Here is a 17,042-nt window from a genome sequence, read left to right as displayed (position 1 = left end):
ATAATGGTAAAAGATATTCAACCGCTAAATGAAAAAGAAACCCGTGGAGGGTTTGGTGAAGGGATATTGGAGGTAGGTCGCAAGAACCCCAATGTAGTGGCGCTGACAGCCGACTTACTCGGTTCCATGAAACTCAATGCATTTATTAAGGAATTTCCAGACCGTTTTGTACAGGTAGGTATTGCTGAAGCCAATATGATCGGCATCGCTGCTGGTTTAACCATTGGCGGTAAAATCCCATATACCACTACATTTGCCAACTTCTCTACTGGCAGGGTATATGACCAGATCCGTCAGTCTGTAGCCTATTCCAATAAAAATGTAAAAATATGTGCTTCCCACGCAGGTCTTACCCTGGGTGAAGATGGTGCTACCCACCAGATCCTGGAAGATATTGGAATGATGAAAATGCTGCCTGGCATGACTGTTATCGTACCTTGCGATTTCAATCAAACCAAAGCTGCTACCATCGCTATTGCAGATTACGAAGGCCCGGTATACCTCCGTTTCGGCCGTCCGAAATGGCCTAACTTCACACCGGAAGATCAAAAATTTGAAATAGGTAAAGCACAAATCCTGCACGAAGGAACAGATATTACCCTCTTCGCCTGTGGCCACCTCGTATGGATCGCAGTAGAAGCAGGTAAAATACTGGAAGAGAAAGGCTATAGCGTGGAAATTATCAATATCCACACCATTAAGCCACTGGATGAAGCAGCTGTAATTGCCTCCCTCACCAAAACAGGTTGCGCGGTAACTGCCGAAGAACACAATGTACTCGGTGGTTTAGGCGACAGCATTGCACAGGTAGCTTCCCGTCATATCCCCGTTCCTATTGAATATGTAGGTACTAACGATACTTTCGGTGAAAGCGGTAAACCACTGGACCTGCTGAAAAAATATGGCCTGGATGCAGATCATATCGTAGCCGCAGCCGAAAAGGCAATGGCACGGAAGAAAAAAGCATAAAACACCTATTGTCTACATCAGCATAGTACTGATACAGGTAATTTTTGTTTTGATGATATAAAAGTTTAGCGAAGATGGCAGCAATACCCGCTGCTGTTTTCGCTAATTTTTTTTATACCAATTATTAAAATCGGTATAATCCTGCCACAAGACAAAAGATCGCGTTAAACTTTCCGCTCATTCGTTTGTCTTATCAGCAGGTTTTTATTTACATTCAACTAATTAAAACCTGTCAAGAACCATTTAACCTATGGCCGTTTCACAGGACGATAAAACATTATTGGCATTATACCGCGCAGCTGATACCAAGGAGAAGGGATTTACCCTTATTATCCAGAAGTATCAGGAACGGCTCTACTGGCACATCCGCAGAATGGTCATGGATCATGACGACGCGAATGATGTACTGCAAAATGTATTCATTAAGGTGTGGAAAAACCTGGAAAACTTCCGGGAGGACGCGCAATTGTATACCTGGCTATATAAGATAGCCACCAATGAAAGTCTTACTTTCCTGGAACAACAAAAGCGTAAAACATCCATTTCCCTCTCTGAAGTGGAAACCGGTTTAAGCAATAAGCTCAAGGCAGATCCCCAGTTTGACGCCAACAAACTGGAATGGAAACTCCAACGGGCCATACTTAGTTTACCTGATAAACAAAGGATTGTCTTTAACCTCCGCTACTATGATGAAATGCCATATGAGGAAATGAGCAAAGTGCTGGAAACCTCTGAAGGCGCATTAAAAGCATCTTACCATCATGCGGTAAAAAAGATAGAAGAATTCATCCGGAAAGGAGCTGATATCTAGCCTACAAATATATATTTTAAGTGATTTTTAAAGAATCTTACGAAAAGATTAAAATCGCATTAAACTATTAAATCCCTTCACTGTCTAAAAAACAGTATATGAACAAGCGGACCGACATAGCGAGTGAATTAATGCAAATAGCGCCAGACGCCAACTGGCCAGCTGACGTACCTTTTACGGTACCGGCCGGCTACTTTGAACAACTACCGGCTGCTATTCTGCTGCAAATTCAGCTGGACACACTACGTTCCGGCACACCTGCTGTTCTACAAAACCCAGCCATTCCTGCCGGCTATTTTAGTGAATTGCCCTCAGTCATTATGCAACGAATTAAGGCCGAAGAAGCCTCCACCGTTCCATCAGAACTGGAAGCACTTTCCCCTTTCCTTGCTGCACTGCCCAAGCAGTCCCCTTTTACCGTGCCCGAAGGTTATTTTGAATCCCTTCAAGTCAACCATCTGTTGCCAGCCGCCCCATTGCGGATAGCACACCGGAACCAGGCAAGTACCTGGATAAAATGGACAGTAGCCGCCTGCCTCGCTACCCTAATAGGCAGTAGTACTATCCTCTTTATTACCAGTAAGCATGTTGACATAATAGAAAGAAAACTGGAAAACTTTAACGACCAAGATATCGTTGAATACCTGCAAACCCACACTGATCCTTTTGATAATGATGCTATTTTTGCATCGTCCGCTTCTGTGGAAGCGGCCCCTGTGCAAAATCAGCTAGACGAAGCTGTTCCAGTGGAAGCCATCGAAAAATACCTGCAACAAACAGATTTATCAAAGGAAGTGTTACCTGAAAAGAAATGATGAAACGTCTTAGCTTTATATGGATTACAATGTTTGTCCTACTCTATCCATACGGTGTGAGCAGCGCACAACAGCCTCCATCCGATGACCCCGCCGAAAAAATTAAAGCCATTCAAATAGAATATCTGTCTAAAAAATTGGACCTCACATCCGAAGAAGCACAGAAATTCTTACCCGTATATAATAATTATACCCATGAAGTAGAACAACTCATTGCTGAACGTCATCAGAAAAAAGACCTCGATAAGTTATCTACCGATAATGCCGATGATGCCGCCCGTAGAAATATGGACAAGGAACTGAGCTATGAAAAAAGAATGCTGGACATTCGATCCCGCTACAGTAGTGAATTTCAGCGGGTATTACCTGGAAGAAAGGCTGGTATGGTATTTAAAACAGAAAGAGAATTCCGGAATATCATGATCAATCATGTGAATAAACAACGTATGAATAGAATGGGACAAGGCGGCGGCCCCCGGAGAAGACCATTCTAGCAGTCAGCCATTAGCTGTTAGCGGCCCGTAATTGCTAACAGCTAATGGCTAAAAGCCAACGCTATTTGTAGTGCGCCCTTACTTCACTTACTAACCCTTTTTCATTTAATACCATCATCTCTGCACTCAACAAATTATTTACACTCTTATAGTACAACACTACTGAATTCACTCCCTCCAGTATATGGTACAATTCAAAATGTAATTCAGGATAAGCTACCAACGCCTTACTAAAATAAGCCCGCAGATTTTCCTTTCCCCGGATACACCCGTTGGGATCATTATTTATTTTTTTGATAAAGGGAGAATAAAAAACGATGTTATCATCATAATGAGATAATACCTCTTCGAGGTCGTGTGCATTCCAGGCCCGCACCCAGGCTTCACCAAAGTTGGTCAGATTTTCCATGACTTTTTTTTTGCAATGTAGCGCATTACCACTTCCGGCTATTTGCTAAAAAGATCACTTTCCATTTTGCGCCATTGCAACGGCGTTAATTTAAAACATCGCCTGAACTGGCGATAAAAGTGGGGGATATCTTCAAAACCAACACTGTAGGCTATTTCAGGGATAGATTGCTCAGTGGTTCTTAACAGGAATCCTGCCATTTGCAATCGCTTCGTCCATATCCATTCCATCGGACTACAATGATAAATATTACGAAAACGACGCTTTAAGGTAGCTGTACTCATATGCCCCATGGCCGCCATTTCTTCCAGCAGCCGTACTTCCGGCAAATGAATACTTAGTTTTTCCATCACCTCCGGCAAAGGATACTTCACCGCTCCGGCCAACATGGCACTAATACCTGCATCCTTATTAATCAAGTGGAGTGTATGCGAAATAATTTCATGGTAATCCGGCCCGGTATAGTCCTCCGCAAAGCGCGGCAACAACCATTGGGCAAAGTTTTGCCATTGCTGGTCGGCTGGCAGCGTTGTCAAGGCTTTGGAACAGGCAGCGGATTGCCGGCCTCCTGACTTCAACTCCGCCAGGATCATTTCATCAGGTATCACCAGATTAATGCTCCGATATTGCTGCTGCGGCGGCAGTATCTCCGAACAAAGCAGCGTTCCTGCCGGAATCAACAACGCATCGCCGGCACGTAGAAAATGTACCTGCCTGCCATCATACATCCTTTTCTCTCCCTGTAATACCAGGTTCAATATAGTATGCGGTACATATAGCTCATGCGCCGCCTGCTCACGGTAAAGACTATACGAAGCCCATGCATGGCCTTCCTGCTGCCATGTTTTAATAGCATACTGCCCCGTAAGCGTCAGATTATCAAACAGGGAATACATGGAAATAGTGATTAGTTAGTAAACTTGGTAAAAGGTTCTTTGGTATCGTGGTAGAAAAGGAAAGTCCAACCTTCCTGCTTGCCACGCTCCAGGAATTCCTGCCGTAGCTCCATACTGCGCTTGCCATCATAGTCGTACTTGGCAGCAAAGCGGCTTTTCATCTGGGATATCTGCGGTGCCACATCTCCCCCAAAAAATACCTTATCTTCTCCATCATCTACCAAAAACACCTGGTGGTAAGGACAGTGGCCGCCCGTTACCTCATAATGAATATAGTCATCAATAGTACCATTACCACTGGTAAACACCACATTATCACGCTGCTGCAATAAGATAATATCTTCGGCGAGATATGATTTACCAGAATGCTCCAGTGCATACAACATCTCCTCATTATTTACATAATACGTAGCTCCGGGAAACGTAAGGGTACGCTCCTTTGTAATGGGATCTTCCACAGATACGCCACCAGAATGATCCTTATGCAAATGACTCATCAACACCTTGGTAATCTCCATAGGATTAATACCATGATCAATCAAATGCTGATGGATCTGCAATACCCCATCCGGATTACGGAAACCCAAACCAGTATCGAATAAAATATAATCGCKGTCGGTAATCACCAGGAACGGCTGTATTTCAACCAACAAAGAGCCATGCGGGCGATCCTGCATGCTATCTGTTTCCCGGTTAAAAGGAAGAAATTTCTTGGTCCCGTCTACGGTAAATGACCCTTCGGATAATGGAATAATTCTCGCCATACCGCAAAGATAGCAGAAAGCAGAAAGCCGAAAGCAAAAAGCTATTGAGGCGAATGACTAGAGCGGAAAATAGTATTCGCTTAGATCATTCGCCTCAATAGCTTTTTGCTTTCGGCTTTCGGCTTTCTGCTATCTTAAAACCATCTGCCGGTCGGCATCCAGGCGAAGCAGGATAAATATCATCATCGTAAAGGTCATGAGCGAGGACCCGCCATAACTCACCAGTGGCAATGGAATCCCGATTACGGGCGCCAGACCAATGGTCATCGCAATATTGATAGCCAGGTGGAAAAAGATAATACTGGCTACCCCATAGGCGTAGACTCGCGTAAAGGTCGATCGCTGTCGCTCAGCCACAAAAATAATCCGGAAGAGCAACGCCACATATAACCCCAGGAAGAGCACACTGCCAAAGAAGCCAAAGTCTTCCCCTATGGTGCAAAAGATAAAGTCAGTACTTTGTTCAGGCACAAAGTCGTACCGGGTTTGGGTGCCTTTCAGGTATCMCTTACCCCAGAAACCACCAGAGCCAATAGCAATCATACTCTGGCGGGTGTTGTAGGTCGCTTTCGGATCATTTTCCTTGCCCAGCATTACTTCAATACGGCGTACCTGATAGTCTTTCAACACTTTGGTAAATGCAAAAGGCACCACAAACATGACGAAGAGTCCACAGAAGGCATACACTCCTAAAATCAACGCCAGTCTCGATCGCTTTCGCTTTATTTCGCGCCGGCTGAAATAGATGACCAGCGCCGTGATGACCGTAAATATGGCAAATAGTATATTTCGGTCCACCAACAACGCCGACAATACCAACACAATACCGGAAAATGCAATCACCAGTAACACGCCTGGTAAGCCCTCACGGTACATGACCAGGAAGAAAGAGAAATACACCAGCGCCAATCCCGTTTCATCCTGCAGGATGATGATACCTGCCGGAATCAGGGCTATGGCAGCAGCGATTAACCGCGATCGCAGCTTGTTAAAATCTGTTTCCTGCGACGATAAGTATTTAGCTAAAGCGAGATTCGTACATAGTTTGGTGAGCTCTGCTGGTTGAAACTGGAATCCTCCAACTACCAGCCAGGAATGCGATCCCTTTACATCTTTACCAATCCCCAATACCAACAGCAACAGCAGCAACCCTCCCGCATACGCCAGGTTCGCCGTGGCTGTAAAAAACTTACTGTCTGTAAGCCAGATAACCGATGCCAGGACCAACGATATTCCCAACCATATTAACTGGCGTGAATAGTTTTTCCCCGGATGCAGAATATCCTGCCATACATTATCGTCCCCCCGGTACTCCGCAGCAAAAATGGACATAATGCCGATGATCACCAATGCGAGGTACAGGCCAACTATTGGCCAGTCTATCCCTTGTGTCAGTTTGGCTTGCGAGCGGTTCATTATAAATTATTCGGTTTATTCGATGATTGGGTTAAGGTTTTTTCTTTTTGATAATAGCATTACTATTCAATGAATCCAGATGTGATTTAGCCAACATCGCCGGGTCTATGGTAACTGTTTCCATTACGGTCTTCAATAACGGCTGACGCTTGGTAGAAATACTATCTTTCAGGTATTTCTCCATCATCAAACTGGCTATTGGCGCCGCATATTTAGCTCCAAAACCAGAGTTTTCCACTACTACGGCAATGGCTATACGTGCATGTTCTGCCGGGGCAAATGCCACAAACATCGCATGGTTCTTCAATTTGGTTCTCACACCATTTACAATACCATAGTTTTCCGCAGTACCGGTTTTACCACCAATGGTAATCCCTTCAATCTGCGCAACGCGGCCGGTACCGCTTTCCACCACATCCGTCATCCCGTGAATTACTGCGCTATACGCAGTATCGGAGATTTGAGCTCCCTGGTGCTTTTGCTTGTACTTGTCCAGCAAATGACTATTATCATTATCAATGCTGGCCACAAAGTGCGGAATATAATACGAGCCTCTGTTAGCCACAATACACATGGCGTTGGCCATCTGCAATGGCGTTAACAACAGCTCTCCTTGTCCGATACCCAGGAATACAGATGTACACGAGTTCCAGCTGCCTTTGTAGCGGGCATCATAGTATTTTTTATCAGGTACCAGTCCACGGCCTTCACTGGGAATATCCACACCTATCTTATGCCCGAAGCCAAAGTTGTTCATATAATCGGCCCATTTCTGCATACCACCTACCTTGATGCCGCCAAATTTGCCAGCATCCACGCTCAGGCGATATACGTGCGAGAAGTAGGAGTTACAGGAGTGGGAGAGTGCCAGTCGCAAGTTGGCTGCGTGTCCTGCATCATGGTGCTCACATTTGATAGGGCGGGAACAGCCATAGTAGGCGCCTCCGCAGGGGTAGCCAAAACTTGGTGTAATCACCCCCTCATCCAATCCTACCAGTGCTATCATCGGCTTAAATGTAGAGCCTGGCGGATAAGTTGCCTGAATAGCGCGGTTAAAGAGCGGTTTAGTGGTATCTGTATAGAGTTTGCTGAAGTTAGCACTTCTGTAAGGTCCTGTCAGCAGGTTAGGATCAAAGCTAGGGCCACTCACCATGGCAAGGATACCGCCTGTTTGCGGATCTATGGCCACAATGCTACCCGATTTACCTTTCATGAGCTTTTCTCCGAGCACCTGTAATTCAATGTCCAGCGACAGGCGCAGGTTTTTACCTGCAATAGCGGCGCTATCGAATTCCCCATTTTCATAGGCGCCCTGGGGCCTGTTGAGGTTATCTTTGATCAGGTATTGGATACCGCGCTGTCCCATCAACACCCCCTCATAGGTTTTCTCCAGGCCGGTAAAGCCGAGATAATCACCAGAGTTGTAGGAGTTATAGTTGGCGGTATCTTTCAACATTGCCGGAGAAATTTCCGCGATATACCCAAGGATATTGGCGGCCGCAGCGTAAGGATAGGAGCGGATTTGCCGGGGTACCAGTTCAAAGCCGGGAGAAAACAGGTACATACTTTCCTGTAGCTGACCGAATACTTCGGGTGCGAGCAGGGGAGCAAAAACGGATTGTCTTACCCGGCCATTTTTGATGATGGCGGTAAGCACACGTTTTCTGAATTCTTCCTTATCTATTTTTAAGATATTACAGAGATAGGCGGTATCAATATTTTTTACGCTGGCAGGAGTTACCACGAGGTCATATAGCACGTCATTGCCGAGGATGCTACGGTTCTGCCGGTCATAAATAATCCCTCTGCTGGGATAGATAACCTTACGCAGTACGGCGTTGGCATCCGCCAGCTTGGCGTACTTCTTCTCCACAATTTGCAGAAAGAATAACCGGGTGATGATCAGAACTACCATCCCCAGTATAATCATCTGTATTACTCTCTTCCTGGGCTGATTAAATACTGACAAGGACGGACATGTTTTAGTTCAAAAATAAATCGGGCAGCGGCTTTGAGCTAAAAGCATAAAGCTGAAAGCACAAAGCTATTATGTTTTGTTGTTAGCAGAAAGCTTTGCGCTAAGTAATCTATGATGTTCCCTCTATTCTCCGCTTATATCTACGCTAAAATAGCTTTTTGCTTTGTGCTTTAAGCTTTCTGCTATCCATGATTACATTATTTCCTCGAGAAGAATAGCAATTCATACAGTACAATCAGGAAAAGACTGGCTAACGTTGAAAAAACAATCTTCATTAAGAGGTACAGTATATTGCCTGCTCCGAAAACTTCCAGAGAAAAAAACACGGCGTGATGTAAGAATACCAGGATGGCGGCGTAGATGAGAAATTGCGACACGCCCATGCTGGTCATGGACGGTGTTTTCTGGGTGGTTTCAAATCCGCCCTGTGGCGATAGGATATTTATAATAAACGGGCGCAGATAAGCAATGAATACGCAGGCTGCAGCGTGCATACCTGGAGTATCCATGAACACATCCAGAGAAAGCCCCATTACCAGTCCCAGCAGCATAAGCACGGGGCGTGGCAGGTTAAAGGGCAGCACCAGAATAAAAAGCATGTAAAGATATGGGCTCACCAGCTGGTGCAGCAATATTTTATTGAGCACAAACACCTGTATCAGGAGCAGGAGTATGAAGCGGATTATATTTCTTAACAGTATACTCATTTAATCAACTTATACGTTGAGTCTTCCAATCGTTGTTGTTCGTCTTTCAGCAGGTTTTCTATCACGTACACATATTGCAGGTTAAAGAAATTGGTGGCCAATTTCAAACGGATAGTAAACGAAGTGCTGGCTTTATCACCTATAGCGATGTTTTCTACATAGCCAATAGGAATGTTTTCGGGAAACAGGGCAGAGAAGCCGCTGGTGACAACCGTATCGCCTTTATGGATTTTTGCACTTTTCGGTACATCTTTCAACAGGGCGTAGCCGGCATCTTCACCGTCCCAGTGTACAGAACCCATCTCTTTTCCTTGTCCCAGGCGGGCGCTGATAGATACGGAGTTGGATTTAGACAACATAGACAGTACTACGGCGTAGTTATCACTTACACTTCTTACCACTCCTACCACGCCGCTGCTGCTGATAACGCCCATATTAGGCCGGATTCCCTGCAGGCTGCCGCGGTGAATAGTAATGTAGTTAACAGGCTTATTGATAGAGTTGTTGATCACTTTGGCGGAGAAGTACTCGTAGCGGCGGATCTGTGTGCCGATTACTCTATGGGCGGTGTCATCACTATACTGACGCACGGTATCCACTTTTATCCCGTTGGTGGTGATCATGCTGTCGTAGCTGGTTCTCAGGGCATTATGCAGTCGCATATTTTCATTCACCAGGCTATCATTGGTAGATTTCAGGTGAAAGTAGTACTGCACATTATTATACTTGTCATATAATTTACCACTGACGTCGTTGGCGGAGCTAAGGTAGGCAGTGCGCTGAAAATTGTTATGCTGGAACACCAGTACCAGACAAATCACTTCCAGCAGCACAAATAAGAAGAAGTTAAAGTATCGCCTAAAGAAAATGATTAAATTTCGCACAAGCGCGCACTGGTTTTTAGATTTAGGCGTTTACGGATTTTTCAATGGTGTTACCGGCATTTCCAAATCCGTAAACGTCAAAATAGTTTTATTGCATCAGGAACGGATACTTACCAACATGCTTTAACGCAATACCAGTACCTCTTACCACAGCGCGTAACGGATCATCAGCTACATGCACCGGCAGTTTGATTTTTTGGGTAAGACGTTTATCCAGTCCGCGCAGTAAGGCACCGCCGCCGGTCAGGTATAAACCTCTGCGATAAATATCTGATGCCAGCTCCGGAGGCGTTGTTTCCAGCGCTTTCAGAATGGCTTCTTCGATCTTAAAGATAGATTTGTCGAGGGCTTCCGCAATTTCCTGGTAAGATACCATGATTTGTTTGGGGATACCAGTTACCAGATCTCGTCCGTTAACAGGAATATCATCTGGTGGGTTATCCAGTTCTTTCAGGGCAGATCCGATATGTATTTTAATCTGTTCTGCGGTTCTTTCACCGATCAGCAAGCTATGATAGCGGCGCAGGGCTTCCATGATATCAGCAGTGAATTCATCACCGGCAATACGGATACTCTGGTCACAAACAATACCTGCCAGGGCGATCACTGAAATACCAGTGGTACCACCGCCTATGTCAATGATCATGTTACCTACCGGTTCTTCCACATCGATACCAATACCCAGGGCTGCTGCCATTGGTTCATGGATCAGATATACCTCTTTGGCGCCTGCCTGCTCAGCAGAGTCACGTACCGCTCTCTTTTCCACTTCCGTAATACTGGAAGGAATGCAGATAACCATACGCCAGCTGGGTGCAAACAGTGGCTTTTTGGGGTAAATCATTTTTATGAGTTCCCTGATCATTCCTTCAGCGGCATTAAAATCCGCTATCACGCCATCTTTCAGGGGACGTATAGTACGAAGATATTCGTGTGTTTTTTCGTGCATCATCATGGCCTTTTTTCCAACAGCCACAATTTTGCCACTAGCCCGTTCTATCGCTACAATGGAAGGCTCGTCCACTACCACCTGGTCATTATGAATTATCAGCGTGTTCGCTGTACCAAGATCAATCGCGATTTCCTGCGTTAAAAAATTAAAAAATCCCATTGTTGATACGGTCAAAAATTAGAATGCAAAAATGAATAATTCCAACGAATATACGATGCAAAAAATGGATATTCTTGCAATAATACAGCTAAATATTAAAAAAAGTTATTTGTTGTGCAAACGGCATAGTAACTGCTCTCTTTATGCTCCGACCAGATGAACGGGATTAACCCGTTTTAATTGTTCCTACTGCCTAAAATTGCGCCTTTACAAGTCCCGCTTTTCAAATGTCCTGTACCAGTCCTCCCTACTGTAGATAACTTCTAGCCTTTAGCTATCAGCTGTTAGCCTATCCGGATTCGCTTAAATCCCTAATAGCTAACAGCTAATGGCTAAAAGCTACACAAATTCATATCCGATATCCCGGCGATATCCTTTCCCGTCAAATGTAATCTGCTCGGCTGTTTGTACAGAGTGAGCCAGTGCCATCGACAGGTTGGCGGCCAGTGAAGTAATGGCCAGTACACGGCCTCCATTGGTCAGCACCTCGTTGCCATCCTGCCGGGTACCGGCATGGAACACAATCTGGTCGCGGCCCGGAGCCGGAATACCATTGATTACCTTATTCTTTTCATACGCTTCCGGATAACCAGCCGATACCAGCATAACGGTAGCGGCCGCACGCTCATCAGCGTAAATTGTTTGTTCATTCAGCTTTCCAGCTGATACAGCATTAAACAACTCCAGTAAATCATTCTTTAAACGAGGCATTACTACCTCCGTTTCCGGGTCACCCATGCGACAGTTATACTCAATTACAAACGGCTCCCCTCCTACATTAATCAAGCCAAAAAAGACGAAACCGTAATATACAATTCCTTCTTTCGATAAGCCGTCAATAGTAGGTCTGATCACTTTATCTTCTACTTTCTTCATGAAAGCAGCATCTGCAAAGGGTACAGGAGACACCGCGCCCATACCACCCGTATTCAGACCTTTGTCGCCTTCGCCAATACGTTTATAGTCTTTTGCTTCCGGTAATATTTTATAAGAATGCCCGTCAGTAATGGCAAACACCGATAATTCTATACCTGTAAGGAACTCCTCTATCACCACCGTTTTGCTGGCATCCCCGAATTTGGCAGACTTAATCATCTGCTGAAATTCTTCTACTGCTTCTTCATAAGAGGTAGTGATCACTACACCTTTACCAGCTGCCAGACCATCGGCTTTCAATACAATTGGTAAGGAGTGCTGTTGAATATACGCCAATCCTTCCTCATAATTGGAGGCATTGAACTCGCGATAGCCCGCAGTAGGGATCTTATGTCGCTCCATGAAAAGTTTCGCATACGCCTTACTACCTTCCAGCTGGGCGCCTTCCTGTGAAGGTCCCATTACCGGGATATGCTGCAGAGCAGGGTCTTTCTTGAAAAAGTCGTAGATCCCGTTTACCAGGGCTTCTTCAGATCCCGGCATCACCAGATCAATAGCGTTGTCCAGGCAAAAGGACTTTATCTTCTCAAATTCACTCACGCCCATGTTTACGTTCTGCCCACATTGAGCGGTTCCGGCGTTACCCGGCGCAATAAACAGTTGACCGCAAAGCGGGCTTTGTGACATTTTAAGGGCCAGTGCGTGTTCCCGACCACCACTTCCAAGTAATAGTATGTTCATATGAATTGCCTATAAATGCAGATGCGAAAGAAAATGCAAAGAAAGATCAAAAAAGCGCAAAAAATGAGCATTTATACCATTTTTTTACGCGAATAACTGATTTTATTTAACTTGCCACATTTAAAGGTTCTCGAAATCTAAACAACTATTGCTAAAACTAACCAATTTATGATGCAAACTGCTGTTGCACAAGAGTCCCCTATTGCCTCGGAAAAGGGCCACCCTAAAGGTCTTAGGGTATTATTTGCCACGGAGATGTGGGAACGGTTCAACTTTTATGGTATGCGGGCGTTATTAACGCTCTTCCTGGTAAACGCACTGGCTTTCTCTGAAAAACAATCTTCCATTATGTACGGAGGATTCCTCGGTTTATGTTACCTGACCCCAATGCTTGGCGGATACATCTCCGATAGGTACCTCGGAAACAGGAACTGCATTATATTAGGAGGTTTTACAATGGGTGTGGGACAACTGCTGATGGTATTAAGCGGTATGCTATACGCCACCGACATTGCAACAGCTAAATTAATCGTGTGGCTGGCACTTTTTGTCATCATCATCGGTAACGGCTTCTTCAAACCCAACATCTCTTCTATGGTGGGTCAGCTGTATCCTAAAAACGACAGCCGCCTCGATTCTGCCTTCACCATCTTTTACATGGGTATCAATATGGGCGCCTTCCTGGGTATGTCCATTTGCCCGATCCTCGGCGATGTGAAGATTGAAGCAACTGGTGTTAGAATTGTAAGCGCCTTCAAATGGGGCTTCCTCGCTGCCAGTATCGCTATGTTCCTTGGTACTGTGCTCTTTTACTTCCTGAAAGACAAATACGTAGTAACGCCTGCCGGCCAGGCTATTGGAGGTAAACCTGACTTCTCCAAATCTACCGGTACTACCGCTACCGGTGAATCAGACAAAGCCAAATTCACTTCCGGCGCTATCCTCAGCGTACTGGGTTTATTGGTGGTCCTCTTCGCAGGTATCCACTACCTGTCACTCTCCGACGACCACGATGTCATTAAAGAATGGGTATACCCCTTTATCTATGCCTCCGGTATCAGCCTTGCTGTATTGATCCTGACCGATAAATCTATTACCAAAGTAGAAAGACAAAGAATCACGGTGATCTACTTTGTGGCCTTCTTTGTGATCTTCTTCTGGGCTTGTTTTGAACAGGCTGGCTCTTCCCTCACCTTTATTGCTGACTATCAAACAGATCGTCGCCTCCTTGGCTGGGACATGCCACCAAGCCTGGTACAAAACGCCAACTCTATCTTCATCATCGTATTTGCACTGCCTTTCAGCTGGTTATGGGTGAAATTGCAGAAACGCGACCTCGAACCTATCTCTCCAATTAAACAATCACTGGGACTCGCTTTACTGGCCTTTGGCTTCTTAATTATTGCCTGGCAGATGAAGAGCCTGGGTGCCAACGAAAAGCTCGGTGTAAGCTGGTTAATCCTGATGTACCTGTTCCATACGCTGGGTGAATTGTGCTTGTCGCCTATCGGTTTATCACTGGTAGCTAAACTGGCGCCTCACCGTTTCTCTTCCCTGCTGATGGGGGTATGGTTCCTGGCGAATGCCGCTGGTTATGCACTGGCTGGTACGCTTGGCGCTTTGCTGCCACCTACTATGGATAAATACGCACTGGCTACCAAAAACGGTATTGACCTGAAAGGCATCCTGGATGGTACTATCACCGCTACTGCCCAGCAACTGGATAAATTAAAAGACCTGAAACTGGATGCGCATTACCCTACTTTCGCAGGCTTTACCATTCACAACCTCTATGAGTTCTTCATGGTATTTGTGATCCTGCCAGGAGCGGCTGCCGTATTGCTTTTCCTGTCTTCCGGCTTCCTGAAAAAATGGATGAACGGTGTCAGATAAGCAACAGTTTATATTATATCATTAAAAAGAGGGAAGCAGGTATTATCTGCTTCCCTCTTTTATTTCATCCGCGCCGATGGCGGATGTACCATACCGGTTATCCTACTATTTAGTATCATTGCACAGCCAAAACAGTATCTTTCACTAAATTATAGACCAGAACATTCCACTGTAATTTATAAATACATTTATGTCTGACATTAACTTTAAGCCGTTCGTTCCACCGGGCGCACAAATGAAGGAGTTCACCCTCAAATCCATTTTACTGGGTTGTATCTTCGGTATTATCTTCGGCGCTGCCACCGTATACCTGGCGCTGAAAGCAGGTTTAACGGTTTCTGCTTCTATCCCTATCGCCGTTATTGCCATTACTTTAGGAAGAAAATTTTTCAACACCACCATTCTTGAAAACAATATCATCCAGACTACCGGCTCTGCGGGTGAGTCTATTGCGGCAGGGGTGGTGTTTACATTACCTGGCTTTCTGTTCCTCAGCGATGGGGGCGGCGCCCAGTTCTTCAATTACTTCACCATCCTGATCCTCGCCATCTTCGGTGGTATCCTGGGTACACTGATGATGATTCCCCTGAGGAAATCATTGATTGTAAAAGAACATAAAACCCTGCCTTATCCGGAAGGTACCGCCTGTGGTGATGTACTCATTGCCGGAGAGAAGGGAGGGGACTTCGCCAAAACAGCTTTCTACGGACTGGGCTTCGCTTTCGCCTACGCCGCTTTTCAAAAGATCTTTCATGTGATTGCGGAAACCCCGGAATACATGACCAAACAGGCCAGCAAATTCTTTCCTTCTGCCAAACTCAGTGGTGATATCACACCAGAGTATATGGGTGTGGGTTATATCATCGGTCCCCGCATTGCGGGCGTACTGGTAGCTGGTGGGGTACTCTCCTGGCTGGCGCTCATTCCTTTGCTGGCTTCCCTGTTGCCGGCAGATATGGTGGCTACCCAACTGGTGAAAATAGGCTATCTGGCCAACCTGCAAACACCCGGCGGACAAGGAAACTGGGACCCGCTCACGCATACCTTTACAGATTATTCCGCAGCCATTTATTATGCGTACGTACGACAAATCGGCGCTGGCGCAGTAGCAGCCGGTGGTTTCATCACGCTGTTGAAAACTATTCCTACTATTATTTCTTCTTTCAAAGGCAGCATTGGCGCTGTAAAGGGTAGTGCCGACAGTACCGGTACCCAAGGCAGTGTACCAAGAACAGAGAAGGACCTTAGCCTGAAAGTGGTATTATTTGGTAGTATTGCCCTCATCCTGTTGATGGCTTTCCTGCCACAGCTGCCAGGCGATTCTATCAGCAAAAAATTACTGGTAGGTTTACTGGTGGTGGTATTCGGTGCATTCTTTGTTACCGTATCCAGCCGCATTGTAGGCCTGATCGGCTCTTCCAACAATCCTATTTCTGGTATGACCATCGCTACGCTGATKGGTACCTGCCTGGTGTTTATTGCAGTGGGCTGGACCGGAAAAGTATATGAGCCAATGGCACTGGTAGTGGGTGGTATGATCTGTATTGCTGCCGCTAATGCAGGTGGTACTTCACAGGATCTGAAATCCGGTTACATTGTAGGCGCCACGCCTATGTATCAGCAGCTGGCATTATTTATTGGCGCCATTGTATCTTCTATTGTTATTGGTTTAACGGTGAAGTTTTTGGATAAGCCTACGGCAGATATGATTGCACATGGTGTAAAAGATCATGCGATCGGCACCTCCTACTATCCGGCACCTCAGGGCACGCTCATGGCTACACTGGCAAAAGGTATTCTGTCGTTTAACCTCGACTGGCAATTTGTATTGGTAGGCGTATTCTTGTCTGTTGTGATGGAGCTGTGCGGTGTAAACTCATTGTCTTTCGCCGTAGGTGCTTACCTGCCACTGTCTACTACGTTGCCCATCTTTGTAGGGGGCGCTATTCGTGGAGTGGTGGATTACAAACAAAAGAAAGCAAATAAAACAGTTTCTCCGGAAGAAGAAGAACTGGGTAAAGGCAACCTCTTTGCAACGGGGTTGGTGGCCGGAGGAGCCGTGGCAGGCGTTATCATTGCCATCCTCGCCGGATTCGACTCCTCTTCGGAAGTGTTGGCCAAACTGAATATGCAGGGATTCCTGAGTAATATGTTGGGACAAGGAGGATATTACATAATAGGTTGTGCCTTTTTTGCGTTTATGGGCTGGTATTTATACCGTACCGCACGTAAAGCATAATTAGCCAACTTTTCAAGTTATGAGGCGATGCCGGTAAGT

At 45.6% G+C, this 17,042-nt stretch carries 15 protein-coding genes; 6 read left to right on the top strand and 9 right to left on the bottom strand.

Features of this window, described 5'->3' with window-relative positions:
• Positions 1-3 precede the first annotated feature (3 nt).
• From AC1DFM_RS25625 to AC1DFM_RS25610, 4 genes are all read left to right on the top strand, one after another.
• The gene (locus tag AC1DFM_RS25625; RefSeq protein WP_477079623.1) at positions 4-969 is read left to right on the top strand and encodes a transketolase family protein; all 966 of its coding nucleotides are present in this window, start codon (positions 4-6) and stop codon (positions 967-969) included.
• Positions 970-1,219: 250 nt separating this feature from the next.
• The gene (locus AC1DFM_RS25620) at positions 1,220-1,780 is read left to right on the top strand and encodes an RNA polymerase sigma factor (RefSeq protein WP_477079622.1); all 561 of its coding nucleotides are present in this window, start codon (positions 1,220-1,222) and stop codon (positions 1,778-1,780) included.
• Between the two features lie 98 nt (positions 1,781-1,878).
• A complete protein-coding gene (locus AC1DFM_RS25615) occupies positions 1,879-2,595 on the top strand; it encodes a hypothetical protein (protein WP_477079621.1) in 717 nt (238 codons plus the stop codon).
• Positions 2,596-2,624: 29 nt separating this feature from the next.
• Positions 2,625-3,089 carry a hypothetical protein gene (locus AC1DFM_RS25610; protein ID WP_477079620.1) on the top strand — a complete coding sequence of 155 codons (465 nt, stop codon included), beginning with the start codon at positions 2,625-2,627 and terminating at the stop codon, positions 3,087-3,089.
• Between the two features lie 61 nt (positions 3,090-3,150).
• On the opposite strand, the gene AC1DFM_RS25605 is transcribed toward AC1DFM_RS25610, so the two are convergent.
• The 9 genes from AC1DFM_RS25605 to purD form a co-directional block, all read right to left on the bottom strand.
• Positions 3,151-3,498: a nuclear transport factor 2 family protein gene (locus AC1DFM_RS25605; protein WP_477079619.1), complete on the bottom strand. Its 348-nt coding sequence runs from the start codon at positions 3,496-3,498 to the stop codon at positions 3,151-3,153.
• Between the two features lie 38 nt (positions 3,499-3,536).
• Positions 3,537-4,394: a helix-turn-helix transcriptional regulator gene (locus tag AC1DFM_RS25600; RefSeq protein WP_477079618.1), complete on the bottom strand. Its 858-nt coding sequence runs from the start codon at positions 4,392-4,394 to the stop codon at positions 3,537-3,539.
• Between the two features lie 11 nt (positions 4,395-4,405).
• Positions 4,406-5,158 carry an MBL fold metallo-hydrolase gene (locus tag AC1DFM_RS25595; RefSeq protein WP_477079617.1) on the bottom strand — a complete coding sequence of 251 codons (753 nt, stop codon included), beginning with the start codon at positions 5,156-5,158 and terminating at the stop codon, positions 4,406-4,408.
• 129 nt (positions 5,159-5,287) lie between these two features.
• Positions 5,288-6,574 carry a rod shape-determining protein RodA gene (gene rodA, locus AC1DFM_RS25590; RefSeq protein ID WP_477079616.1) on the bottom strand — a complete coding sequence of 429 codons (1,287 nt, stop codon included), beginning with the start codon at positions 6,572-6,574 and terminating at the stop codon, positions 5,288-5,290.
• A gap of 31 nt (positions 6,575-6,605) precedes the next feature.
• On the bottom strand, positions 6,606-8,543 hold the full coding sequence (gene mrdA / locus AC1DFM_RS25585) for a penicillin-binding protein 2 (protein ID WP_477079615.1): 1,938 nt from the start codon (positions 8,541-8,543) through the stop codon (positions 6,606-6,608).
• Between the two features lie 206 nt (positions 8,544-8,749).
• Positions 8,750-9,259, bottom strand: a complete 510-nt coding sequence (gene mreD, locus AC1DFM_RS25580; protein ID WP_477079614.1) for a rod shape-determining protein MreD — start codon at positions 9,257-9,259, stop codon at positions 8,750-8,752.
• Positions 9,256-10,143, bottom strand: coding sequence for a rod shape-determining protein MreC (gene mreC, locus AC1DFM_RS25575; RefSeq protein ID WP_477079613.1), 888 nt, complete (start codon positions 10,141-10,143; stop codon positions 9,256-9,258). The genes mreD and mreC overlap by 4 nt, the downstream gene beginning before the upstream one ends.
• 88 nt (positions 10,144-10,231) lie before the next feature.
• Entirely contained in the window at positions 10,232-11,269 is a 1,038-nt protein-coding gene (locus tag AC1DFM_RS25570) for a rod shape-determining protein (RefSeq protein WP_245898627.1), read from the bottom strand.
• Positions 11,270-11,593: 324 nt separating this feature from the next.
• Positions 11,594-12,871 (bottom strand): phosphoribosylamine--glycine ligase, encoded by a 1,278-nt coding sequence (purD, locus tag AC1DFM_RS25565; RefSeq protein WP_477079612.1) that lies wholly within the window; start codon positions 12,869-12,871, stop codon positions 11,594-11,596.
• Positions 12,872-13,039: 168 nt separating this feature from the next.
• Here purD and AC1DFM_RS25560 point away from each other — a divergent pair, with 168 nt between their 5' ends.
• Both AC1DFM_RS25560 and AC1DFM_RS25555 read left to right on the top strand, forming a co-directional pair.
• Positions 13,040-14,764 carry a peptide MFS transporter gene (locus AC1DFM_RS25560; RefSeq protein ID WP_477079611.1) on the top strand — a complete coding sequence of 575 codons (1,725 nt, stop codon included), beginning with the start codon at positions 13,040-13,042 and terminating at the stop codon, positions 14,762-14,764.
• Between the two features lie 190 nt (positions 14,765-14,954).
• Entirely contained in the window at positions 14,955-17,003 is a 2,049-nt protein-coding gene (locus AC1DFM_RS25555) for an OPT family oligopeptide transporter (RefSeq protein WP_477079610.1), read from the top strand.
• Positions 17,004-17,042: the final 39 nt, after the last annotated feature.

The sequence above is a fragment of the Chitinophaga sp. 05T412 genome (genome assembly GCF_056396465.1).
This window is presented reverse-complemented; position numbering and strand designations above follow the sequence as displayed.